This is a genomic window from Thermosynechococcus sp. Uc (assembly GCF_029335995.1).
Lineage (GTDB): Bacteria > Cyanobacteriota > Cyanobacteriia > Thermosynechococcales > Thermosynechococcaceae > Thermosynechococcus.
In genome coordinates this window covers 1-23,929 of sequence record NZ_JARJMS020000078.1, presented here as the reverse complement: position 1 = coordinate 23,929, position 23,929 = coordinate 1, and the positions used below count along the sequence as shown (strand labels likewise).

The 23,929-nt window shown below is 52.9% G+C and carries 16 protein-coding genes and 1 pseudogene; 11 read left to right on the top strand and 6 right to left on the bottom strand.

The annotated features are described in order from the left end of the window. The 6 genes from P3X23_RS08750 to speE all read left to right on the top strand — a co-directional run. The coding region (locus tag P3X23_RS08750; RefSeq protein ID WP_300875540.1) for a transposase at positions 1 to 675 on the top strand (675 nt) is incomplete at its 5' end. A gap of 172 nt (positions 676 to 847) precedes the next feature. Continuing rightward, the gene (locus P3X23_RS08745) at positions 848 to 5,473 is read left to right on the top strand and encodes a glutamate synthase-related protein (protein ID WP_300875538.1); all 4,626 of its coding nucleotides are present in this window, start codon (positions 848 to 850) and stop codon (positions 5,471 to 5,473) included. A 59-nt stretch (positions 5,474 to 5,532) separates the two neighbouring features. Beyond that, positions 5,533 to 8,715: an ATP-binding protein gene (locus tag P3X23_RS08740; RefSeq protein ID WP_300875535.1), complete on the top strand. Its 3,183-nt coding sequence runs from the start codon at positions 5,533 to 5,535 to the stop codon at positions 8,713 to 8,715. Between the two features lie 270 nt (positions 8,716 to 8,985). Continuing rightward, a complete protein-coding gene (locus tag P3X23_RS12010; RefSeq protein WP_367186574.1) occupies positions 8,986 to 9,288 on the top strand; it encodes a transposase in 303 nt (100 codons plus the stop codon). Between the two features lie 634 nt (positions 9,289 to 9,922). Then, positions 9,923 to 10,321, top strand: coding sequence for an adenosylmethionine decarboxylase (gene speD, locus P3X23_RS08735; RefSeq protein ID WP_300875532.1), 399 nt, complete (start codon positions 9,923 to 9,925; stop codon positions 10,319 to 10,321). A gap of 43 nt (positions 10,322 to 10,364) precedes the next feature. Beyond that, entirely contained in the window at positions 10,365 to 11,306 is a 942-nt protein-coding gene (gene speE, locus P3X23_RS08730) for a polyamine aminopropyltransferase (RefSeq protein WP_300875529.1), read from the top strand. Positions 11,307 to 11,387: 81 nt separating this feature from the next. Here speE and ahcY read toward each other — a convergent pair whose 3' ends face one another. From ahcY to P3X23_RS08715, 3 genes and pseudogenes are all read right to left on the bottom strand, one after another. Beyond that, on the bottom strand, positions 11,388 to 12,662 hold the full coding sequence (ahcY, locus tag P3X23_RS08725) for an adenosylhomocysteinase (RefSeq protein ID WP_367186573.1): 1,275 nt from the start codon (positions 12,660 to 12,662) through the stop codon (positions 11,388 to 11,390). Positions 12,663 to 12,727: 65 nt separating this feature from the next. Then, positions 12,728 to 13,105: a hypothetical protein gene (locus tag P3X23_RS08720; RefSeq protein ID WP_300875523.1), complete on the bottom strand. Its 378-nt coding sequence runs from the start codon at positions 13,103 to 13,105 to the stop codon at positions 12,728 to 12,730. Between the two features lie 48 nt (positions 13,106 to 13,153). Next, positions 13,154 to 13,483: pseudogene (locus P3X23_RS08715) on the bottom strand (ferredoxin:protochlorophyllide reductase (ATP-dependent) subunit B); the annotation flags it as partial. A gap of 157 nt (positions 13,484 to 13,640) precedes the next feature. On the opposite strand from P3X23_RS08715, the gene P3X23_RS08710 reads away from it, so the two are divergent. After that, positions 13,641 to 14,789: a citrate synthase gene (locus P3X23_RS08710; protein WP_300875521.1), complete on the top strand. Its 1,149-nt coding sequence runs from the start codon at positions 13,641 to 13,643 to the stop codon at positions 14,787 to 14,789. A gap of 66 nt (positions 14,790 to 14,855) precedes the next feature. Continuing rightward, positions 14,856 to 16,451, top strand: a complete 1,596-nt coding sequence (gene gatB, locus P3X23_RS08705; protein WP_300875519.1) for an Asp-tRNA(Asn)/Glu-tRNA(Gln) amidotransferase subunit GatB — start codon at positions 14,856 to 14,858, stop codon at positions 16,449 to 16,451. Here the strand turns inward: gatB and P3X23_RS08700 are convergent. Genes P3X23_RS08700 through P3X23_RS08690 form a run of 3 tightly spaced genes read right to left on the bottom strand, consistent with a single transcriptional unit; the run spans position 16,434 to position 20,824 of the window. Next, positions 16,434 to 17,954 carry an NAD(P)H-hydrate dehydratase gene (locus P3X23_RS08700; RefSeq protein ID WP_300875516.1) on the bottom strand — a complete coding sequence of 507 codons (1,521 nt, stop codon included), beginning with the start codon at positions 17,952 to 17,954 and terminating at the stop codon, positions 16,434 to 16,436. The two genes, gatB and P3X23_RS08700, sit on opposite strands and share 18 nt — an antisense overlap. Next, positions 17,951 to 19,093, bottom strand: a complete 1,143-nt coding sequence (locus tag P3X23_RS08695; protein ID WP_367186572.1) for an anhydro-N-acetylmuramic acid kinase — start codon at positions 19,091 to 19,093, stop codon at positions 17,951 to 17,953. The genes P3X23_RS08700 and P3X23_RS08695 overlap by 4 nt, the downstream gene beginning before the upstream one ends. Before the next feature lie 6 nt (positions 19,094 to 19,099). Then, the gene (locus P3X23_RS08690) at positions 19,100 to 20,824 is read right to left on the bottom strand and encodes an ABC transporter permease subunit (RefSeq protein WP_300875510.1); all 1,725 of its coding nucleotides are present in this window, start codon (positions 20,822 to 20,824) and stop codon (positions 19,100 to 19,102) included. Positions 20,825 to 20,971: 147 nt separating this feature from the next. Here P3X23_RS08690 and pyk point away from each other — a divergent pair, with 147 nt between their 5' ends. The 3 genes from pyk to P3X23_RS08675 form a co-directional block, all read left to right on the top strand. Further along, a complete protein-coding gene (gene pyk / locus P3X23_RS08685; protein ID WP_300875507.1) occupies positions 20,972 to 22,384 on the top strand; it encodes a pyruvate kinase in 1,413 nt (470 codons plus the stop codon). Between the two features lie 51 nt (positions 22,385 to 22,435). Next, positions 22,436 to 23,173 carry an SIMPL domain-containing protein gene (locus P3X23_RS08680; RefSeq protein ID WP_300875504.1) on the top strand — a complete coding sequence of 246 codons (738 nt, stop codon included), beginning with the start codon at positions 22,436 to 22,438 and terminating at the stop codon, positions 23,171 to 23,173. Between the two features lie 67 nt (positions 23,174 to 23,240). Next, on the top strand, positions 23,241 to 23,929 hold a 689-nt coding region (locus P3X23_RS08675; RefSeq protein WP_367186570.1), incomplete at its 3' end, for a DUF3370 family protein.

The following is a 23,929-nucleotide window of genomic DNA, read 5'->3' as shown; positions in this document are numbered from 1 at the left end:
ACTGTCGAACTGCCGGAGGGTACGAAGACGCCACTGACCGACTTCATCGGCAGGGACTTGGGGGTGGCGAACATTCCCACGGACAGCGATGGAGACCGATATGCCGGTGTGGCTATCGAAGCCTGTTGCATTCGCAACCATGCCCTACGCCGCAGTCTCCAGAAGGCAGTTGCCGGAGGGAAGCGGCGTGGTTTGTGGCTCAAGAACATACGCAGAACGCTCAAATCTGTGGCAGGAGGCGAGGCGCGATTCCGTAAGGATGTAAGCCATCTCGTTTCCAAATTGCTCGTTGCCAAAGCCAAAGGCACCGGACGCGGGCTTGCTCTAGAAGACCTGAGGGGCATCCGCGCTCGGACACGGTTTTGCAAGACGCAACGGGCGAAGATGAGTGGCTGGGCTTTGCATCAGCTTTGCAGCTGCATCGAGTACAAGACGAAGCGCGAAGGCGTCGCTCTCATCCTTGTCAATCCAAAAAACACCAGCCGGCAATACTTGTGCTGCGGGCATATCGCCAAAGCCAACCGCCCATTGCCAACCGAGTTTCGCTGCGTGGCCTGCGGGCACGCCGACCCCGCGGATGGGAGCGCGGCTGGGAACATCTGTTCCAGAGCTAGGGCGCTTGTCAACGCGCCTAAAGTCTCGGAACCGCAGCAAGACCACCTTCTTGTTGCCTAGTACAGGGACAAGCTCCGGCCTTTCGGCCGGGGTAGTTGACCAGCACTCTCTAATTTCTATACCGTCGCCTTGGCTCCCCCTTTAGAGCCGTGGCGTTTTTCAGTCAGTAGAGCAAATTGCTGTTGCCTAGACAACGTTTTGACCCCTCAGCCAATTGAACGTTTTTAGACCCATGCAACAATCCTCCTTTCCTTCCCCTGTGCATTCAGTTGGTTACCATGGACAACCTTGGCTTGTAGCCGAGCGAGATGCTTGTGGTGTGGGTTTTGTTGCCCATCGCAAAGGGGTGGCCAGTCACCGCATCTTGAACCAAGCCCTTGAGGGATTGACCTGCCTTGAACACCGCGGGGGCTGTAGTGCCGATCGCGACTCTGGGGATGGTGCGGGCATCATGACGGCAATTCCCTGGGAGTTGTTGCCGGAGTTTGGCGTTCCGCGGCAGCGGATTGGGGTGGCAATGATCTTTTTGCCCCAAGGGGCGGCAACAGCAGCAGCCAAGGCCATTGTTGAAAAAATCCTCAGTGAGAATGAACTGCGTCTTTTGGGCTGGCGACCAGTGCCTGTAAATCCCGATGTGTTGGGGACGCAAGCCAAACAAAATCAGCCCCAGATTGAGCAGCTTTTTGTGGCCTCGAGCAAAGCCAGTGGCGATGAACTGGAACGGCAGCTCTATTTGACCCGCAAGCGCATTGAGCGGGCGATCGCCCAAACCAAAGCAGACTGGCGACAGGATTTTTATATTTGTTCTTTCTCGACCCGCACAATTGTCTATAAGGGCATGGTGCGCTCGGTAGTGTTGGCGCAGTTTTACGAAGATCTGCGCAATCCCAACTACATCACCCCCTTTGCCCTCTATCATCGTCGCTTCAGCACCAACACAATGCCCAAGTGGCCTTTGGCTCAGCCCATGCGCATGTTGGGGCACAACGGCGAAATCAATACCCTCTTGGGCAATATCAACTGGATGCGGGCACGGGCAACCCAACTGAGCCATCCCTACTGGGGAGAGGCCTTTGTGGATCTCCTGCCTGTCGTCAATGCCGAAAGCAGTGACTCCGCCAATCTTGACAGTGTCCTCGAATTGCTGGTGCAGTGCGGACGGCAGCCGTTGCAGGCAATGATGATGCTGATTCCTGAGGCCTATCAAAACCAGCCAGATTTGGCGGATCACCCAGAGGTGGTGGACTTTTACGAATACTATAGCGGCCTGCAAGAAGCTTGGGATGGTCCTGCATTAGTGGCTTTTTCCGATGGCAAAATTGTCGGCGCCACCCTTGATCGCAATGGCCTGCGCCCCGCTCGCTACACCCTCACCAGTGATGATCTAGTGATTGTCTCTTCAGAGGCGGGTAGCATTCAAATTGATGAAGCAACGGTGATTGAAAAAGGGCGTCTTGGCCCTGGGCAGATGATTGCCGTTGACCTAGAGCACCAAGAACTGCTCACCAATTGGGAAATTAAACAGCGGGTGGCACAGCAGCAGCCCTATGGGGAATGGCTAAAAACCTATCGCCAACAACTCACCCCCCAACCCTACGGCGAAGCCCTTACCCTTGAAAACCAGACTTGCCTACAACAGCAGATGGCCTTTGGTTTCAGTGCCGAAGACGTGGAGATGATCATTGAGGCCATGGCCAAAGACGGCAAGGAACCCACATTCTGCATGGGGGATGACATTCCTTTGGCGGTACTGTCTCAGCAACCTCACCTGCTGTATGACTACTTCAAGCAGCGCTTTGCCCAAGTCACCAATCCCGCAATTGATCCGCTGCGGGAAAAACTGGTGATGTCTTTAGTTACTCGCCTAGGGAAGCGGGGGAATCTGCTCATTGAAAGCCCAGAGGATGCTCGCCTGCTGCAACTCAATTCACCCCTAGTCAATGAAGCGGAGCTAGAGGAGATTCTCAAAGCACCCTTTGGCACGACCCGCCTTTCGACGCAGTTTGCGATCGCCCAAGGGCCGGCGGCTCTTGAGGCCGCTGTGAATCGGCTCTGTGAACAGGCCGCCGCAGCAGTCAAAGGGGGGGCTGAAATCCTTGTTCTGAGCGATCGCCACAATCTGGCTGGCGAACCCCATCTTTTGGATGCCGACACGTCCTACATCCCGCCCCTATTGGCCGTAGGGGCCGTGCACCACCATTTAATTGCCCAGGGCATTCGCCGTCGCGTCTCCCTTGTGGTGGAAACAGCCCAGTGCTGGAGTACCCATCACTTTGCTTGCCTCATTGGCTATGGCGCTGGAGCTGTGTGTCCCTACCTAACATGGGAAACCATTCGCCAGTGGTGGCATAGCGATCGCACCCAAAGCCTGATGGCCAAAGGCAAACTACCGCAACTGACACTGCAACAGGTTCAAGCCAACTATCGCAAAGCGGTAGAGGAGGGACTTCTGAAAATCCTCTCCAAGATGGGAATTTCTCTAATTGCCAGCTATCGCGGTGCTCAAATTTTTGAGGCCATTGGCATTGGCGATGACCTGCTCAATAAAGCCTTCATTGGCACTACGTCACGGGTGGGGGGTCTGACTCTCAAAGACTTAGCCCAAGAAACAATTGCCTTTCACCACCAGGCCTTCCCCGAACTTACAGCCAAGAAACTGGCGAACTTTGGCTTTGTCCAATTTCGGCCGGGGGGCGAGTACCACATGAATAATCCAGAGATGGCCAAGGCCCTCCACAAAGCAGTCAGCAGCAATAGCTACGACCACTATGAGGTCTATCGCCGCCAACTCACCGGTCGCGTGCCCACGGCACTGCGGGATCTGCTGGACTTTCAGAGCGATCGCCCCAGTATCCCCCTCGAAGAGGTTGAACCCGCCAGTGACATTGTCAAACGCTTCTGTACCGGCGGCATGTCCTTGGGCGCCCTCTCGCGGGAAGCCCATGAGGTGCTGGCGATCGCCATGAACCGTCTTGGCGGCAAATCCAACTCCGGGGAGGGCGGCGAAGATCCGATTCGCTTCCAAGTGCTCACGGATGTGGATGCCGAGGGGCGCTCTCCCCAATTTCCCCATTTGCGGGGCTTGCGCAACGGCGATACCGCCAGTTCCGCCATCAAGCAGGTGGCCTCTGGTCGCTTTGGTGTTACCCCCGAGTACTTGATCAATGCCCAGCAAATTGAAATCAAGATTGCCCAAGGCGCTAAACCGGGGGAAGGGGGGCAACTGCCGGGCACCAAAGTCAGCCCCTACATTGCCATGCTGCGGCAATCGAAGCCAGGAGTCTCCTTAATTTCACCACCACCACACCATGACATCTATTCCATTGAGGATTTGGCACAACTGATCTTTGATCTGCACCAGATCAATCCCCAAGCTCAAGTCTCCGTGAAACTAGTGGCAGAAATTGGTATTGGTACGATTGCCGCCGGGGTGGCAAAAGCCAACGCAGATGTGATTCAAATTTCCGGTCACGACGGTGGCACCGGTGCTTCGCCCCTAAGTTCGATTAAGCATGCCGGTAGTCCATGGGAATTGGGGCTGACGGAGGTTCACCGTGTTCTCCTCGAAAATCAACTGCGCGATCGCGTGATTCTGCGGGTAGATGGTGGCCTCAAGTGTGGCTGGGATGTGGTCATGGCGGCACTGATGGGCGCCGAAGAGTTTGGCTTTGGCTCAGTGGCAATGATTGCCGAAGGCTGCATCATGGCACGCATCTGCCACACCAACAATTGTCCAGTGGGTGTGGCCACCCAAAAAGAGGAACTGCGCAAGCGCTTCCCAGGAACACCAGAGCATGTGGTGAATTTCTTCCTCTTTATTGCCGAGGAGGTGCGCTCGATTCTCGCCAAGTTGGGCTATCGCAGCCTGAATGAGATCATTGGCCGTGCTGATCTGCTGGTACCGCGGCAAGATGTCACCTTAAGCAAAACTGCCCCCCTGAATCTGGATTGCCTGACCAAGCTGCCTGATACGCGCAGCAATCGCCACTGGTTGCAGCACGAAACCGTTCACAGTAACGGTGCCGTTCTCGATGATGAGATTTTGGCACGCCCAGAGGTGCAAGCTGCCATAGAAAAACAACAAACTCTTCAACTCGACCTGCCAATTGCCAACACTGATCGCACTGTGGGGGCACGCATCGCCGGTGTCATTGCTAAAAAATATAGCAACACTGGTTTTGAAGGTCAGATTACCCTCAACTTCCGCGGCAGTGCTGGCCAGAGCTTTGGTGCCTTCAATCTGCCGGGGATGATCCTCAAGCTCACAGGCGAAGCCAATGACTATGTTGGCAAAGGCATGCACGGCGGTGAAATTATTATCAAGCCCCCCGCCAATGCTCCCTACGCGGCCGCAGACAACGTGATTATTGGCAACACCTGTCTCTATGGCGCCACCGGGGGGTTCCTCTTTGCCAATGGCCGTGCTGGTGAGCGATTTGCCGTCCGCAACTCCAAAGCCTTTGCAGTTGTTGAGGGAACAGGGGATCACTGCTGTGAGTATATGACTGGTGGGGTAGTTGTGGTCTTGGGGCCTACAGGTCGCAATGTGGGGGCTGGGATGACCGGTGGCTTGGCCTACATCTTGGATGAAGCAGGTCATTTTCCTGCCAAGGTCAACCCCGAAATTGTTAAACTCCAGCGAGTCACCTCTGCCATTGGTGCTGCCCAACTCAAGCAACTGATTACTGCTCACCACGAGCGCACAGGAAGTGCCAAAGCCGCAATGATTCTGGAGCAATGGGAGCGCTACCTACCCCTTTTCTGGCAGGTGGTGCCACCTTCGGAAGCAAATACCCCGGAAGTGGTGGGTGAAGTGGTTACTGACAGCAACAGCAAAGTGCTCAGTCCCCTTTCCTAGAGGATTCGCCTGTTTAGGCAGCCTAAAATTAAAGGGAAAGCCTACGGAGGGCGATCGCCATGCTGAGCAAGTTATCCTTTCGCCATAAGCTCTTGCTGGGGACGCTCCTGCCTATTATCGCCATCTACACAGGTCTATTCTTCTACATTCGCGCCCGTATCATTCGCCGCAGTACCGCTGACTATGAACAATGGCAGCAGTTCAGGGTATTGCTCTATGCGAGACAATTTGATGACAACCTAGAGCAGATGGCGGAGTTGGCAACGGCCAGTGCCCATGCCCTAGAAACCTTCCCAATCACCAAGGAGCAGGAACTGTACTCATTTTTGCGCCGCAATGTGGAGATGAACCATCTGGTTTACGGCATGGCGATCGCTTTTACCCCCTATACCTTTTCTCCCCGCAAACGACTCTTTGCCCCCTACGTTTATAAAAATAACGGCACACTGGTAGAAAAAAACACAGGCCGCCTCTACGACGACACGCAACCTAGATGGGACTGGTATGGCGAAGCAGTCCGCACTGGCCAACCCCGCTGGAGTGATCCCTACTTTGACGAGGGAGCAGGGAATGTTTGGATGATTACCTATTCTGTTCCCTTTCGCCGTCAGGGGAAAGTGCAGGGGGTGGCCACAGTGGATGTGGCGCTGGAAACCCTGCAACAGCAAATTCACATCCAAAGCCTGAAGGAAGAGCAGTTTTTTGTCCTAGATCGCAAGGGACGGATTATCTTTCACGGTCATCCGCAGTTCATTGGCCAATCCATTTTCTACATTGCCAAAGAACAAAATCGCAGTGATCTTGAGGCCTTGGGCAAAGCGATGATCAGTGGCCAAAGTGGCCATCTGTGGATGCGGGATTGGACTTCCAATGAGCGGCAATGGGTCTTTTATACCCCGATTTCTCAAGCAGGCTGGAGTCTGGCAATTCGCCTGAATGAAGCAACCCTTTTGGCCTTTATCTACGAGGAAACGCGCTCAGGGCTACTCATTCTCGCACTCTCTTTCTGTTTAATTAGTCTCGTGACGTGGGGGGTAACAAGCTACATCATGCGCCCAATTCAAAAGTTAAATGCTGCTGCCCAAAAAATTGCCGCTGGTCATTTAGACATTGAAACCGACATTGACACCACCAGTTCAGATGAACTAGGGAATTTGGGGCGCACCTTTCTGGATATGGCCGGCCAACTTCAGGAGAGCTTTAGCGAATTGCACCGTTTTAACCAACGTCTCGAAGAAGAGGTGGCTCACCGTACTGCGGCCCTTGAGGCTGCCAACCAGCAGCTTTTGGAAAAGGAACGGGTGCTCCATCGCTACAATGCTGCCCTTGTGCGATTAAGCCAATCTCCCCATGTGCAGCAGGGAAACTTTCGCATGGCATTGCAGGAAATTATTGAGGTTACAGCAACAACGCTACAGGTCGGGCGGGCATCCGTCTGGGAACTCCAAGAAGATCGCCTTAAATGTGTCGCCCAATACGATCCGGCTGCTAATAACCATGCCCAGCCCACGTACCTCACCCAGCCCACTTACCCCAATTACCTAAAACTCTTGCGTAGTGGAGAACCCTTGGTGGTAAAGGATTTGCTGACGGATCCCCGCACCCATGAGTTGCGAGAGTATGCCAAGCTCCACAATATCTACTCCCTCATCGATGCCCCGATTATTCTCAATGGCCGGTTGTTGGGGGTCATCTGTGTTGAACAGGTGGGCAAGCATCGGGATTGGCTCGTGGAGGAACGCAATTTTGTTGGCAATGTAGCCGATATTGTGACAATTGCCCTTGTTGCTCATCAACGCAATCAAGCAGAGCAGGAGTTACTCAAGGCTAAGGCGGCAGCGGAGGCAGCCAACAAAGCCAAGAGTATCTTCCTTGCCAATATGAGCCATGAACTGCGCACCCCTCTCAATGCCATTCTTGGCTTTAGCCAAATTTTGCTCAGCGATCGCACCCTAGCGCCGCAGCATCGCCAAACCCTTGAAAAGATCAACCGCAGCGGTGAGCACCTCTTAGGTTTGATTAACGATGTCCTTGACATGGCCAAAATTGAAGCGGGTCGGGTCACACTTCAAGAAACCACGTTTAATCTGCCGCGGATGCTGCAAACCCTTGAAGAAATGCTAAAGGTACGAGCTGAGGCCAAGGGCTTGCGTCTAGTTTTTGAACTGCCGCCGAATCTGCCGGTGGCAGTGACCACGGATGAAATGAAGCTCCGCCAAGTGCTGGTCAACCTTATTGGCAATGGCATTAAATTTACTAAAAAAGGGGGCGTCTCCCTCAAGGTCAGCTATAAAGCGCAAGACCCCCCTCGCCTTGCCTTTGAAGTTAGCGACACTGGCATTGGCATGACCCCTGAAGAGTTGAAAATGCTCTTTCAGCCCTTTGTCCAAACCGATAGCAGTAAAAAAGTGAGCGAAGGTACAGGGCTAGGGCTGGCCATTAGTCGCCAGTTTGTGCAATTGATGGGGGGCGATATTCAGGTGCGCAGCACCAAGGGACAGGGAAGCCATTTTTACTTTGAGGTGAAAATTGGTCTGGGGAATCCCCAAGCACTGGAGGAGCAAAAAGCACAAACTGTTATTGGCCTGCGATCGCCCACCTCTGAAGTTCGCATTTTGGTGGTGGATGATCTTCCTGAAAATCGTCAATTGTTGACCCAACTCCTAGAACCCGTGGGATTTCGCTGCCGCGAAGCCTGCAATGGTCAAGAGGCAGTGGAGATTTGGCGCACCTGGCAGCCCCATGCCATTCTCATGGATATTCGGATGCCCGTGATGGATGGTAAAACAGCAACACGACAGATCAAGAAAGAAATGGGCGATCGCCTCCGCCGCGGCGAAAGGGTTTTCCCCACTAAAATTCTTGCCGTCACTGCCAGTAGTTTTGAGCAGGACAAGCGAGAACTCCTCGATCTGGGTTGTGATGATTACATTGCTAAGCCCTTCCGCCCGCAAACGATTTTTGAACGACTGGCCGCCCAGTTAAACCTAACGTATCTCTACGAGAATGCTCCGCCTGCCCCAGTTACTCCCCAGCCGCAGGTGCTGGATCCAGCAGCTTTGATGGTGATGCCTCGTCCTTGGATTGCTGAGCTTCAAGAAGCGGCCAAAAAATTAAATGCTAAGCGCATTCGTGAACTCATTGCTGAAATCCCGACCGAGGAAGCTGCCCTGATTGAAGGCCTTCAGCAACTGCTGAAAACCTTCCGCTTTGATAAAATTGTCGAACTAACGCTTAGTTAATGTGCAGGCTGACGCAACGTTGCCCCACAGTTCTAGAACATGCCCGTCAATTACACATCTCGTTGACCGCAGAGGCCAGAAGTGTTAAACGGCAGATTGAGAGACTAGAAAAAAGATGAAATAGCGTATTCTTAGAAAGTTTTGAACTGCCAACTGTTGTTCAAAATGCGGCTGACCTATGTTCTAGAGGCCAGCTTAAACAGCAGGAGGGTCTTGTTTTACCAGCTCAATTGGTCAGAAATACAGGTGGATATGTCTTTTCTAAAGTGAATAAAACACGAAGTCTTTACAAGTGAAGCCGTCATTTCTTTTGGGAAGAGGCATGACTTGAGTTTTCAGGAGGAAGTGATAGAAATGATTCCTGAAAATGTCATAGCGATAATGGAGAGAGCCTTTGCCATCTGGAAGTTTCTAGACAAGTTATATGAAGCAAAGAAATTGTTTGTTGTGGGCATTAAGAACAATATGAGAACTGAAGTGAATCACCGTCGGTATCGAATAGTTCATTTTTGGAATATTGAGAGCAAGAGAGAGTTTCAGATATTGACGAATCCTTCGGGGTCTCACGGCTGAGGAAGTGGCTGAACTGTATCAACAGCAGTGGACAATTGAGAATTTGCGGGAATTTCTAAAAATGCACTGATCCTTAGAACGGTTAATGACAAAGAGTGTGAACGGGATAGTTAAACAAATATACGTGGTATTGATTGGGTATTTAATTTTGGAGTTAGTGGATATTCCTGCATCACTTGGGAGGAGACTGTCAGATACGTTGAGATATTGGCCACTAGAACTCAGTCGGCGATGTATGGCTGACACCAGCCAAGCTAAGATCATTGGCGCTTTGATTGGCAACCAGAGCCACTTGTGACCTAGAATGCCAAGTTTTGTTGCAGGATTCAACACTTTTGGCTAGCAACGGAGTCTTTGCTTATTCTTTACAAGCATCTAATTTTCAGATACAATAATAGCTTTGGTTAGCAGTTTTAGTCTCTGACCTCTACTTCAAAAAAGCAGACGCTAGCATTTGCTGGCAACAAAAACATGGCTTAAGAGGCAAAGGGTTGTCCTCAGCAAGCCACTTTCAACCTCCGCAAGGAGGAGGATTATACGTTTTGGCAGTAAAGGCACTTCAACCTTCACTGCTGGGGTAGTGCGTGCCGCAAGGTACGTATTGCTATCGTGGTTGTTTTTAGGAGGAGCAGCGATGATGTATAGTCCTGTGGCTGCAGCGCAGCCTGTCAAGCCTCGTTTAGGGATTCATCTCATCGGCGATTTATATCGGTGTCGTGGCGACATTCGTTATTTTGTAGACCGCCATTGCCTCAGAACGCTATGCCTAGAGACAGTGCGTAAAGCTGGTCTAACTGTTTTGGGCGAGCTCTTTCATCAATTTGGAGAAGCAGGAGGGGTCACTGGCGCCGTTGTCCTAGCGGAGTCTCATTTAGCCATCCACACTTGGCCGGAAAAGCGCTACGTCACCTTAGACGTGTATGTCTGTAACTACAGCCAAGACAATCGGGGCAAAGCACAAGCACTGTTTAATCAACTGGTTGCTGTTTTTGACCCCGAGTTACCCCGTACCCAATGTGTAGAGCGGGAATAGCCAGCGGTATTCAAGGTTCAGATTAGGATCAGAGTAATTCGCAATGACAACCCATCATCTGTATCTTCTAGAGCAGCTCAACGCTGCCGCCGGTTACTATATCCGAGCCGATCGCTGTCTGTTGGCAAAAAAGACTCGTTACCAAGAACTGGCGCTCTACGAGTCTGCCCACTTTGGCAAGTTCCTGTGCTTGGATCACCTCTTTATGACCTCGGAAGCCGATGAATTTTTCTACCATGAAAATCTCATTCATCCGGCAGCGATAACGCATCTAGCACCACGGTCAGCTCTAATTATTGGGGGTGGCGATGGCGGTGCAGCCGAGGAAATCCTCAAATATCCCACAATCGAGCAGGTAGTTTTAGCGGAGTTGGATGAGGAGGTCGTTGAGGTCTGTCGTCAACATTTAGGCACGATTCACCGGGGTGCCTTTGAAGACCCCCGCCTCCAACTAGTGATTGGCGATGGTCGCACCTATCTGGAAAACACAAGTGCCCAGTTTGATTTAATCCTTCTCGACCTCACTGATCCCCAAGGTCCTTCCCTGAACCTTTACACCCAAGAGTTTTATCACCTTTGTAAGCAGCATCTAGCAGCGGCAGGACTGGTTGCTCTGCATGTAGAATCGCCAATTGCTCGGCCTACCACCTATGCTCGCTTGGTTACGACGCTGCGGCAAGTTTTCCCAATTGTCCGCCCCTACTTGGTGTATATTCCCCTGTACGGTACGCTGTGGGGAATGGCAACAGCCTCGGAAAGCAGTGACCCCTGTACCCTTACAGCAGCAGAGGTGGAGCAGCGAATTGCCACAAGGGGGATTTCTGACCTCCGCTTCTACAATGGCGAGACCCATCAGGGAGTCTTTGCGCTGCCAAACTTTATCCGCACGCTGCTAAGTCAGCCGCTTACGCCGCTCACGGATGGGAATACCACTCTTGAAGAAGAGCCACCAACCTCACGGCTGAAAATTATTCCCCAAACCTAAAGCTTGCACATTGCCTTCCTGATTTAGCTCAGGAAGGCTCTGGGTTGAGTTCTGCTCTGATTTGAGGAGTGATGCAGCCGCCTAGGTGCCCGATGTCCATGAGTTCATGTACTCCACCTGCTCAGGGGTGAGGCTATCAATGGCAATCCCCATGGCTTGGAGTTTCAAACGGGCAATTTCTTGATCTACGGCAGCGGGGATGGGATGGATACCCGCAGCCAACTGACCTTTATTTTTCACAAGGTACTCACAGGCCAAGGCTTGGTTGGCAAAACTCATATCCATTACACTAGCGGGGTGGCCTTCAGCAGCCGCAAGGTTAATCAGTCGTCCTTCACCCAACACAATGATGGATTTGCCACTCGGCAGAATGTATTCCTCGGTAAAGTTGCGCACTACCCGCACTTCTTTGGCAAGGGTTTTTAGGGTGGCAAGGTCAATTTCAATGTCAAAGTGACCAGAGTTGGCTACCATTGCCCCATCTTTCATGACGGCAAAGTGCTCTGCCCGAATCACGTGCTTATTCCCCGTCACTGTAATAAAAATATCGCCGAGGGGGGCAGCTTCCAGCATTGGCATGACCCGGAAGCCATCCATGACTGCTTCAATGGCTCGCACAGGATCAATTTCGGTCACAATCACGTTGGCGCCCATGCCCCGTGCCCGCAGGGCTGTCCCTTTACCGCACCAGCCATAGCCAGCAACCACAACAGTTTTCCCCGCTAGGAGAATGTTCGTTGCTCGAATGATGCCATCTAGCGTGGATTGACCGGTGCCGTAGCGGTTGTCAAAGAAGTGCTTGGTGTCGGCATCGTTGACGTTAATGGCGGGAAAAGTGAGGACGCCATCGCGGAACATGGCCTTGAGGCGCACAATACCAGTGGTGGTTTCTTCGGTGGTGCCAATAATGTCGCTGAGTTGGTGCTGGCGTTCTTTCACCAAAGTGGCAACCACATCACAGCCGTCATCAATGATGATGTTGGGGCGGTGATCAAGGGCAATATTGACGTGGCGTCTATAGGTGGCGGTGTCTTCCCCTTTTTGGGCAAAGACTGGAATGCCATAGTTCACCACTAGACTAGCGGCCACATCGTCTTGGGTAGAAAGGGGATTACTGGCAATGAGCACTGCATCTGCACCTCCGGCTTTGAGGGCGATCGCCAGATTGGCAGTTTCTGTGGTCACATGGCAGCAGGCGGCTAGGCGAATCCCCGCAAGGGGTTTTTCTTTCTCAAAGCGATCGCGAATCTGACGCAGCACTGGCATCTCCCGCCCTGCCCATTGAATCCGTTGCTGCCCTAAAGGTGCAAGGCTCAAGTCTTTGACATCGTGACGAACTGGGGCTTCAGGCTTAATCGGAGAAGACACCATACTGCAGTTCCTAAAAAAGGTTACGGCTTCCCATTATACGCAAGAATCGCCTAAGGGGACTTCTTCCGCAGTGCCCAACTGGTAACCGTACCACCGGGGAGAATGGGTAAATTCACGGTGGCAATTTCCAAAAGATGCCCTTTGCGATTGCGAAACTGAAAGGTGCAAATCTCCACCCCCACCAGTTGACAGCCCATCAGTTCACTGTAGCCTTGACTCAGCAAATAGGCCACAATTGGCGTCGTTGTTAGATTCATCATTGGTGGACTGACCACGGGCTGCCAACCGCGATCAATGAGGCGTTGGCGGGCATCGGCATAGCTCATTCCTTGGCGTAACGGGGGTATCCCCTGGGCAAAGGTATCTGGGGCAAGCCCTACCCCTGCTGCCAGTAAACCAAGGGCAATGATGCGTTTCAGCAATACCATAGCAATTGCTTGTTAAATGCCAATCGCTATACGCTACAAGGGGAGCGCTCATGCAGGTTCAACAGACGGAGATTCAGCCCCCACCGCTTCTTTAGCGGCATAGAGCACTTCCACGGCAATCTCACCCATTCCCTGTTCAAACGCAAATTTTTCAGTGTTGCGCTTTACTTTGCCACGCACAAATCAGGTGAAGGAATTGTAGATTAACTCTACTAGTTGATTGGTGCCTTCATCGCCCAAGAAGGGTCGGTAGCCCACGGGAAAGTCCTGAATATGGCTGGGGGCAGCAATAACACCACAGGGAATGTTGAGGCGTTTACCCACAGGGCGCTCCATCTGAGTGCCAAAGATGGCTGTGGGTTCAACACGGGCGATCGCGATCCTAGCGAGGTCGTTTTCCAAGGCTGAGAAAACGTTGCAAAGCTTTAGGGAAGTGGGGGAGCAGCCTAATATACCAACATCTTTCCCCTCTCCCCTAAAATTGATCAATACTGCAATTCCAGTTTAGCTTGCCCGTTTTTAAGGACACCCTAGGATGGTTGCTTACGAATTTAGACCCGGTCTTGAGGGTATTCCCGTTGCCCAATCGGCCATTAGTTATGTGGATGGCCAAGCCGGTATTCTTGAGTATCGCGGTGTCCCAATTCAGGAACTAGCGGAAAAAAGCACATTTTTGGAAACCGCCTTTTTGTTGATTTGGGGCTACTGGCCAACCAAGGAGGAATTGGCAGCTTTTGAGCACGATATTACCTATCATCGCCGCGTCAAATATCGGATTCGTGACATGATGAAATGCTTCCCCGACAGTGGCCACCCCATGGACGCCCTCCAAGCCTCGGCGGGAGCATTGGGATTATTCTATTCACGGCGGGCACTTGACGATCCAGAGTACATTCGTGCAGCGGTCGTTCGTCTATTAGCAAAAATTCCAACCATGGTGGCGGCGTTTCAACTCATCCGCAAGGGAAATGATCCGGTCATGCCCTGTGATGAACTGGACTACGCAGCCAACTTTCTCTATATGCTCAATGAGCGGCATCCTGATCCCTTTGCAGCGCGGGTGTTTGATATTTGCTTGATTCTCCATGCCGAGCACACGATGAATGCCTCCACCTTCTCGGCGCGGGTGACGGCCTCAACATTGACAGATCCCTATGCCGTGGTTGCTTCAGCAGTGGGTACCCTAGCCGGGCCACTCCATGGAGGTGCCAATGAAGATGTGATCAATATGCTCGCAGAAATCGGCAGTGTGGAGAATGTCCGTCCTTATGTGGAAAAGTGCATCCAGAATAAGGTCAAAATTGCTGGGTTTGGCCACCGCGTGTATAAAGTAAAAGATCCCCGCGCTACAATTTTGCAGAAGTTGGCGGAACAGTTGTTTGATAAGTTTGGGGGCGATCGCTACTACGACATTGCTCTGAAACTAGAAGAAGTGGTGGGCGAATATCTCAGTTACAAGGGGATTTATCCCAATGTAGATTTTTACTCTGGCCTTGTTTATCGGCGGCTGGGGATTCCCAGTGACTTGTTTACACCTGTGTTTGCGATCGCCCGGGTGGCGGGTTGGCTAGCCCACTGGAAGGAACAGCTAGAGGCCAATCGCATCTATCGCCCCACCCAAGTCTATACAGGTGCCCACAATCAGCCCTATGTACCCATGGAGGAACGCAATCATCGCCCCTAACTCTTGATCCTCAATTCCCCCCTGACTAAGCTGCTTTATAGTGGCGGTATCCTTGTGGAGTTTCTGATGGCAAAGGCAAAATCCAGCAAACGGCAAGCAGCCAAAACGGCAAAAACCTCGAAATCTACCCCGTCAACCTCGACAAAACAGGCAGCAACCGTTGCTCCTGAACCCACCTCTGTAGATCCCGCTAGTCTTACCTACGAGGCGGTGATTGGCTTAGAGATTCACTGCCAACTGAGTACCCAAACCAAAATTTTCTCCAGTAGCTCAACTCAGTTTGGGGCACCCCCAAATACCAATATCGATCCAGTGTGTTTGGGTTTGCCGGGAACCCTCCCTGTGTTAAATGAAAAGGTACTCGAATATGCGGTGAAGGCGGGCTTAGCCCTCAATTGTCAGATTGCCCCCTACAGCAAGTTTGATCGCAAGCAGTATTTTTATCCCGATTTGCCAAAAAACTATCAAATCTCGCAGTATGACCTGCCCATTGCCCAGCATGGCTACCTAGAGATTGAATTGGTGGATGATAACGGCACCGCCAGCCGAAAAAAAATTGGCATTACTCGTCTGCACATGGAGGAAGATGCCGGCAAACTGGTTCACGCGGGGAGCGATCGCCTGTCCGGCTCCACCTACTCCTTAGTGGACTTGAATCGAGCGGGAGTACCCCTTGTTGAAATTGTCTCTGAGCCAGATCTGCGCACGGGTCAAGAGGCTGCCGAATACGCCCAAGAACTGCGGCGCATTCTCCGTTACTTGGGGGTTTGCGATGGCAATATGCAGGAGGGGTCACTGCGCTGCGATGTCAATATCTCTGTGCGCCCCGTGGGCAGCAACACCTTTGGCACGAAGGTGGAGATTAAAAACATGAACTCCTTTAGTGCCATCCAGCGCGCCATTGACTATGAAATTGAGCGGCAAGTGGCTGCCGTCAAAGCGGGAGAACCCATTGTGCAAGAAACCCGCCTCTGGGATGAAGCCACTCAGCAAACGCGCACCATGCGCGTCAAGGAAGGTTCCAGTGACTACCGCTACTTTCCTGAACCCGATCTTGGCCCAATTGAAGTCAGTGCTGAGCAATTGGCGGCATGGCGTGCAGATCTGCCTGAACTGCCAGCGCAAAAGCGTCACCGCTACGAGACTGAGTGGGGTTTACCGCCACAGGATGCCCGCGTTCTTACTGATGAGCGCACCGTTGCCGAATATTTTGAAGCCACGGTTGCTGCTGGGGCACCCCCGAAATTGGCGGCCAACTGGATCATGGGCGATATTACGGCCTATCTCAAGGAACAAAAGCGGGGGATTGAGACCCTGCCCTTGAAGCCTGCTGAATTGGCGGAACTGATCCAACTCATTGAGGCGGGCACAATCAGTAGCAAAATGGCTAAAGATTTGCTGCCTGAATTACTGGCTCACGGTGGCTCCCCCAAAGTCCTCGTGGAACAAAAAGGCCTCAGTCAGATCTCTGATGTGGCTGTCCTGGAGGCGATGATCGATGAAGTGCTGGCGGCGCATCCCAATGAACTGGAGCAATACCGCGCTGGCAAAACAAAACTTCAGGGCTTCTTTGTTGGCCAGATGATGAAAAAAACCGGTGGACGGGCTGATCCCAAGCTGACCAATCAACTCTTGGCCAAAAAACTAAACGCAACTGGTTAAAGCAGCCTGAAGCGTCGGTAACAGGTGAGCAATCAAGTGTTCGGGATAGACCCCTAGGGAAGTCGCCTGTTGTTCTGCTTGAAGTCCTGCTTGGGCATGCCACCAGACACCACAGCAAGCTGCGGTAAGAGCCTCCTGCTGTGCCAGCAGACCGCCAATGAGACCGGTGAGCACATCACCGCTACCCCCTCGAGCAAGGGCAGGGGTACTCTCAGGATTGATCCAGAGGTCACCTTTAGAAGAGGCAATGGCTGTCCGTGCCCCCTTGAGAACCACAACGGCATTACTGCGAGCTGCGGCTGCTGTGACTTGGTCGAGGCGATCGCCCCCTGCTGCCACAAGGTCTGGAAAGAGGCGGCGAAATTCCCCGTAGTGGGGAGTCAAAATCGTGGAATTTGGCAGTGGCCAAGGGGTGAATTTGGCTAGGATATTCAGGGCATCGGCATCCAAAACTAGCGATCGCCCAGCCCTCAGAACCGTTTCCACAACCCCTACTGCCTCAGGGGTCAACCCCGGTCCGCAGGCAATGGCTGAGAACCGGGTTAAATCTAAAGTCTCTGGTAAGTGAGCGATCGCCCCTGTGGGAGTTTCAGGACAGCCGACAACAATCGCATCGGGAACTCGCATCAAAACAAGGGGCTTCAAAGACTGCGGCACGGCCACCACCAACATCCCTACCCCTGTACAGCGTGCCGCGAGCGCACTGAGGAGAATACTGCCGCCGTAGGCCGTCGAGCCACCCAACAGGAGCAACTGCCCCTGTTGGTACTTGTGGGTAATGGGCGATCGCCCTAGGGGCAGGTCTTGCCAACACGTCTGATCTAAACAAAATCCTCGAGGAGTTGTGGCCAAGACCTCCTCAATGATTGAGGCGGGAATATCGAAAGGGATTAACACACCCTGCCCCACCCATGGCTGTGCCTCTTCCACCAACAGCCCCCGCTTCCACAGGCCTAGGCAAAGGGTGCGATCGGCCTGAATTGCCGCCCCTAAAACCGCTCCTGTATCACTGTGTAGCCCCGAAGGGACATCAATGCTGACCCGTGGTTGCCTCCAGGTATTGATCTGATTGATGCTGTGGGTGAGTTCCCCCGTCAGCTCTCGCTCTAGGCCAAAGCCAAAGAGACCATCGACAATGAGATTAACCTCCTGTAGCGCTGCTACAGTCTGCACAAAAGGAATGCCAAGAAAGCGGGCATAGCGGGCATGATCCGCCGTCAGGGGCTTCAAGCGATCAAAGGGCTGCCAGAGGGTGACCGCATACCCTCGGTGCCAGAGTTCCCGTGCCACCACTAAAGCATCGCCGCCGTTGTGCCCGGGACCGGCCAAAATGCCTACACGGGGATACTGTGCCCTTGGAAACTCACTCTGGAGAAAATGACTAAGGCGCTGTCCCACCTTTTCCATCAGGGCTGGCACAGGGAAGCCGCGATTGAACATCGCTCCCTCAATGGCTTGCATTTCAGCCGTGGTGACAATAGGCGAAAATCGAGTTCTTGTCATCGCTGTCCAATCCATCGCTGACCTAGGGGAACCGCTTGGCGTGCTCCCGTGACTTGGGGCAAATTCCCCGACAGCCCCAACTCATGCCAGTAGGCAAGAATAGCAAAGGCGATCGCCTCCTTTGCATCCACGGGTATCCCAGCAGCAGCAGTTGTTGTTTCCACTGGGATCTCCCCTAGATGGATGCGAAGACGATCCCTAAGAAAGCCATTGTGGGCACCGCCGCCACACAAAAGAACCCGCTGCGGTTTTTGGGGCAAAAATTGACAATAGCTCTCAACAATACTGCGGGCAGTGAATTCTGTGAGGGTGGCCAAAATATCGGCGGGGGCTAACCCCCCTGCATCGGCACGGCACCGCTGCCAAAAAGCGACCCCAAAGTGCTCTCGCCCTGTGGACTTAGGCGGTAGCTGATGAAAGAAGGGGTCTTGTAGCCAGCTATCCACCAAGGGTGCGATAATTTTGCCCTGCCGTGCCCATGCCCCATCGGCATCGTAGGTGCATTCTCCCCCAGATAATTCCATGACTGCTAGGTCAAGCAACATATTGCCGGGGCCAGTATCCCAGCCCATCACCCCTTTGCCGTCAGGATCCTCTAGGTGGGGGGGCAAGTAGGTGACATTGCCAATCCCGCCGATATTTTGCACACAGCGCACTTCCGTGGGATGACTCAGCAGACACCAATCCACCCGAGGCACAAGGGGCGCCCCCTGACCGCCCAAGGCAATATCTTGAGCACGAAAGTTAGCAATGGTGGTAATACCCGTGCGCCAAGCAATCCAGTCTCCCCGTCCCAGTTGCAGGCTATAGCCTAGGCAATCGCCAGTGGGGGGGCGATGAAAGACCGTTTGACCATGGGAGCCAATGAGTTCTGCGGGGGGATATCCCTGTTGAACAGTTTGTGCCGCATGAGCAAAGGCTTCAGCAATTGCCCCATCCAAGTCTGCCAAGGCTGCAAGGGTCAAGGATTTTTCGCCACAAATTTCCAGAATCTGCTGCCGCAGGTCGGGGGGATAGGGCACCGTACAAAAATTAAGCACCTGTACCTGAAGATCGCGATCGCGTCCCTGTAGTTCCACCAAAGCTGCATCCACACCATCTACCGAGGTGCCGCTCATCAGGCCAATGACACGCATAATTTGCGCCTACAGCAGTTGATATTTCGTTTCCGCCAAGCAATAGAGGGGACGCCAAACGAAGCGGTTGGTTAAAACCACTAATAGGGACATCACTGCCGTTGCTGCCATCAGTAGGGGAAAATCCCCCCGAGCACTAGCCTCAGAAATGATGGCCCCCAAACCAAGGGTCTGCTCCGTTTGATTCTGAAATTCCACATATTCACTGACGATGCTGGAGTTCCAAGCTCCCCCCACAGCGGTAATGATGCCGGTAATCAAATAGGGAAAAATACCCGGCAAGATCAGGACGCGCCACCGCTGCCACCAAGAGAGTTGATAGACCACCGCTGCTTCAAATAATTCCGTGGGAATCGCTTGGGCACCGGCAATGACATTAAAAAGGATGTACCACATTGTACCCAGCATCATCAGCGCCACAGAGCCAATCTCTAAGCCTCCACCCATATTGGCAAGCGCCAACAGTAGGACAGGAAAGAGCGCCGTAGCCGGCACCGATGCCGCAATTTGGACAATGGGTTGCAACACTTGAGCCGCACGGGGATTGCGCCCGATCGCTACCCCCACCGGAACTGTCCAGACTAAAGACAGAATCAGAGCCGCCATTACCCGCAGCGTTGTCAGAACTGCCCCTAGACCAATTTGCCGCCAATCTTGCCAACTGACACTAAACATTTGTCGCAAAAAGGCGATCGCCCCCCAAACCACAAACACCGCCAAAATCAGCAAAATAATCGGTGTTATCGGCCAGTTGCCTTGACTACTCTGGGGTACAAGGGATTGACGTGGCTGTTTAGGGCGCAACTGCTCATCGAGTCGTTCCCAAACGGGAGCAAAGATATTCTGGTGGAAGGCTCGCAATGTGGGCGATCGCCGCAGGAAATCAAGAACAAAAGATTTAGGTACATTTTCCGCCTCCACCATCTCCACCTTGAATTTTTCACCCCAGGCAATGAGAGGGCGCCACACCAAAATATCAATGATGATGATGACGCCAATCAGAACCACCAGACCATAGGCCAAGGCTGCATAATTCTGTTGGTTAGCGGCCTCCGCCAGATAGGAGCCTAACCCGGGCAACGTAAAGGTTTTCTCGCCAATGGTAAAAGACTCGATCGCCATCAAGAAAAACCAACCGCCGGCCACTGACATCACACTATTCCAGATCAAGCCAATGGCACCCGCTGGCAGATCCAGTGTCCACACCTGCTGCCACCACCCCAGTCGATAAATTTTCGCCACCTCCCGCAGCTCCCGGGGCACACCAATCAAAGACTGGTAAAAGCTAAATGTCATGTTCCAAGCCATCCCCGTGAAGATGAGAATAATGGCCGCCGACTCCACACCAATACGACTCCCCGGAAACAGAGCAATCAGTGCCAGCACCACCCCGGGTAGAAACGACAGCACGGGAATCGATTGCAGAATATCCAGAAGAGGCAACAGGATTTTTTCGGCAGTACGGTTGTAATAGGCAATATAGGAATAAAGGATGCTAAACACCAAAGAAATAATGTAGGCAATCAGCATCCGCAGGAGCGTTTGGGCGGTGTAACTCGGCAAGACCGCTGGACTCAGCTCAATAGTAATCGTGGGATCGTACTCTTTTGTGAACTGAGCAGCGGTATTGACAATCCAAAAGATCAGGGCAACCAAGGCCAAAATAATCAGGCCATCTTGCCATGTCCAAGGACGACTTAGCGTTTGATTATCGGGGGTGAGGGGGCGTGTCATCGCGGCCTCCACAAGGTAAGCTCCACGAGGCAAATTATAGCCACATCCTTGTATCCACAAAACTTAATGCTAAATGCAAGCCAGAATACCGCCGAGTTTCCTAACAATACCTAAGATTTAGAGAATGACTCATTATCCCCTTCCTCTATGCTTTTTCGTCGCACCAAAATTGTCGCCACCATTGGTCCTGCCAGTCGATCTCGGGAAGTGATTCAACAAATGCTGGCCGCAGGAATGAATGTGGCGCGGTTAAATTTTTCCCACGGCAATTATGAAGATCATGCAGCAACCATTGCCCTGCTGCGACAAGTGGCCAATGAAGAGGCAACACCTCTGACGCTCCTGCAGGATTTACAAGGTCCGAAAATCCGTGTTGGCGAGCTTCCTGAAGGGAGCATTGAATTAGTGGAAGGGGCGCAAGTGAACCTCGTGCCGCTCACCGCGAAACAGACGCAAGGCATTGGGATTGATTACCCCTATCTTGCCGAAGAGGCGCAGCCAGGGATGCAGGTGCTCTTGGATGATGGCCTCTTAGAATTAGTCGTCGAAGCGGTTGAAGGAGATATCGTCATCTGCCGTGTTGTGCAGGGCGGCACGCTGAAAAGTCGTAAAGGGGTAAACTTGCCGGATCTGAATCTGCGGTTGCCTTCCCTCACGGACAAAGATAAGCAAGACATTCAATTTGGCATTGAGCAAGGGGTTGATATTATCTCCCTGAGTTTTGTGCGCCGCGCCGAGGATCTTTGGGAGTTGCGAGAGTACCTTGCTGCCCACGGTGCGGGGGATATGCCAGTGCTGGCCAAAATCGAGAAACCCCAAGCAGTGGAAAATCTCTCGGCAATCTTGGGTGTAGCCGATGCCGTTATGGTTGCCCGTGGGGATCTGGGCGTAGAAATGCGGGTAGAGAAAGTCCCACTGCTGCAAAAGCAAATCATTCGTGAGTGCAACTACCGCAGTATTCCCGTAATCACGGCAACGCAAATGCTGGAAAGTATGATCCACAATCCCCGACCAACGCGGGCAGAGGCCAGTGACGTTGCCAACGCCATTCTCGATGGCACCGATGCAGTGATGTTGTCAGGCGAATCGGCAGTGGGAGCTTTTCCTGTGCAAGCGGTGAAAATGTTGGCGCGCATTGCGGCAGATGTAGAGCCGCACCTTGAATTTGAGAATATGCCCGCCTACCGCAATGATGAGACCCATGCACTGGGGGAGGCCTTGACTACAATTACCCAAATCCTTGATCTGCGGGCGATCGCCTGCTTTACGGAAACGGGCTACACCGCAACTATTGCCTCTGGAGAACGGGTAAAACCCATGATTGTTGCCTTTACCGATCGCCCGCGGGTTTATCACTGGATGAATTTGCTCTGGGGCGTGAAGCCGATTCTTTTGGAAGTGCTCCCCCTGACCTTTGAAGGGATGATTGCCGTGGCTGAAAACCAACTTAAGGAGCGTCAAATAGCCACCGAGGGAGATAAGATTGTCATTTTAGGCGGGATTCCTGCCCAAACTCCCCAAGGAACCAATTTTATTAAGATTCATACCCTGCGTTCCTAAGGGGGAACAGCACCCCATCCACGGCAGTCTAGAGAAACAAAAAGTTCACAAGTGTTCGAGTTAACTGTGGTGAATACCGCTATAAAAGAGACACTGACGCCTATTTATACCCTTGGTCTGGCCGCTCTTCTTTTTGGGGGAGCAGTGGTGATTGCTAAGCAACCCGCCGTAGGTCAACAAGCCCAACGTATCCTCACGGTAACCGGCCGGGGCACAGAAGCCATTTCTGCTACCCTTGCCCAAGTCAGCCTTGGCGTTGAAGTTCAAGGCCGTACAGCTCAGGAGGTGCAGCAGGAGGTGGCGCGGCGCGCCAATGCCGTTTTGGCGGTACTGCGGACACGGGAGGTCAGTCAACTGCAAACCACGGGGCTAAGCCTCACGCCCAACTATCAGTACACGAATAATCAGCGCATCTTGGTGGGCTATATTGGTCGCAATACAGTGAGCTTTCGCATTGCCAGCGATCGCGTGGGTTCCCTTCTTGATGCTGCTGTCCAAGCGGGCGCAACCACGATCGAGAACATCAGCTTTACTGCCCCAGAGGCCACCATTGCTGCTGCCCAACGCACTGCCCTACAGCGGGCCACCCAAGAGGCTCAAAGTCAAGCCCAAGCAGTCCTAAGCGTCCTCAATCTCCAACCGCGCCAAGTAATGAGTATTCAGATTAGTCAGACAACGCCACCGCCTAGACCCTTTGCTGTGCGCGCGGCAACAATGGCGGAGAGTACGCCTGTGGTCTCCGGGGAGTTACAGGTGGAGGCAAGTGTAACGCTGCAAATTAACTACTAAGGTAATGGCTATTGATTTCCGTTGGTGGCGGGGGAGCTGTGTGGCACTTGCTGTCATTTTGCCAGTGATGGCTCAAGCGCCAGAAACGATTGAAGCACCACAACAAGTGCTTCCTTTGCCGGGTGCCCTTGATCAAGTGCCGGTGTTTAATAGCAACAGCCCAGAGATAGTCCAGCGGCCTGGCATTCTCTTGTCCACATTTCCGCCGGCAGGCAAAGCCACCCCCAGTGCCCACTTGGACTTTCCGTTTCGCAATCGCTTTGATATTTTTGCCCACCATATTGCCCGTCCCCTCGACCCGCAGGAGCGGACGACCCTCTACTTGGGAATTCTCGCCTATAATCCCCGCTCTGAACCGGTAACGGTGAATCTAATCCATGCCGCCAGTTACCTCAGTCAACCGGAGGCTCCCTTTCATCCCCTGCCCAGTCAACAGGTAAATGATCTAGGGCAAATTTTTGCTGGTCCTGGCGATCGCGTCATGCTGGATATCCTGCGGCAACGACGGCAACTGGGCTGGCCAGCGCAAGTTCTGATTCCTCCCCGCCGCTATGCCCTAATCGCCAATTTACCGATTCCTGTGCAAGGACTCGAGCCGCCTCTCAATGGCCGTTCCCTACTGATTCGTGCCCGCAGCAGCGGTGAGATTTACCTTGCCAGTTTAGCCCGCTTTGGCCATGAACCGCCGACCCTAGAGCAATGGCAGCAGACTCTCATTGAAGGGAGACTGGTCACGCCCCGCGATCGCCCCCCCAC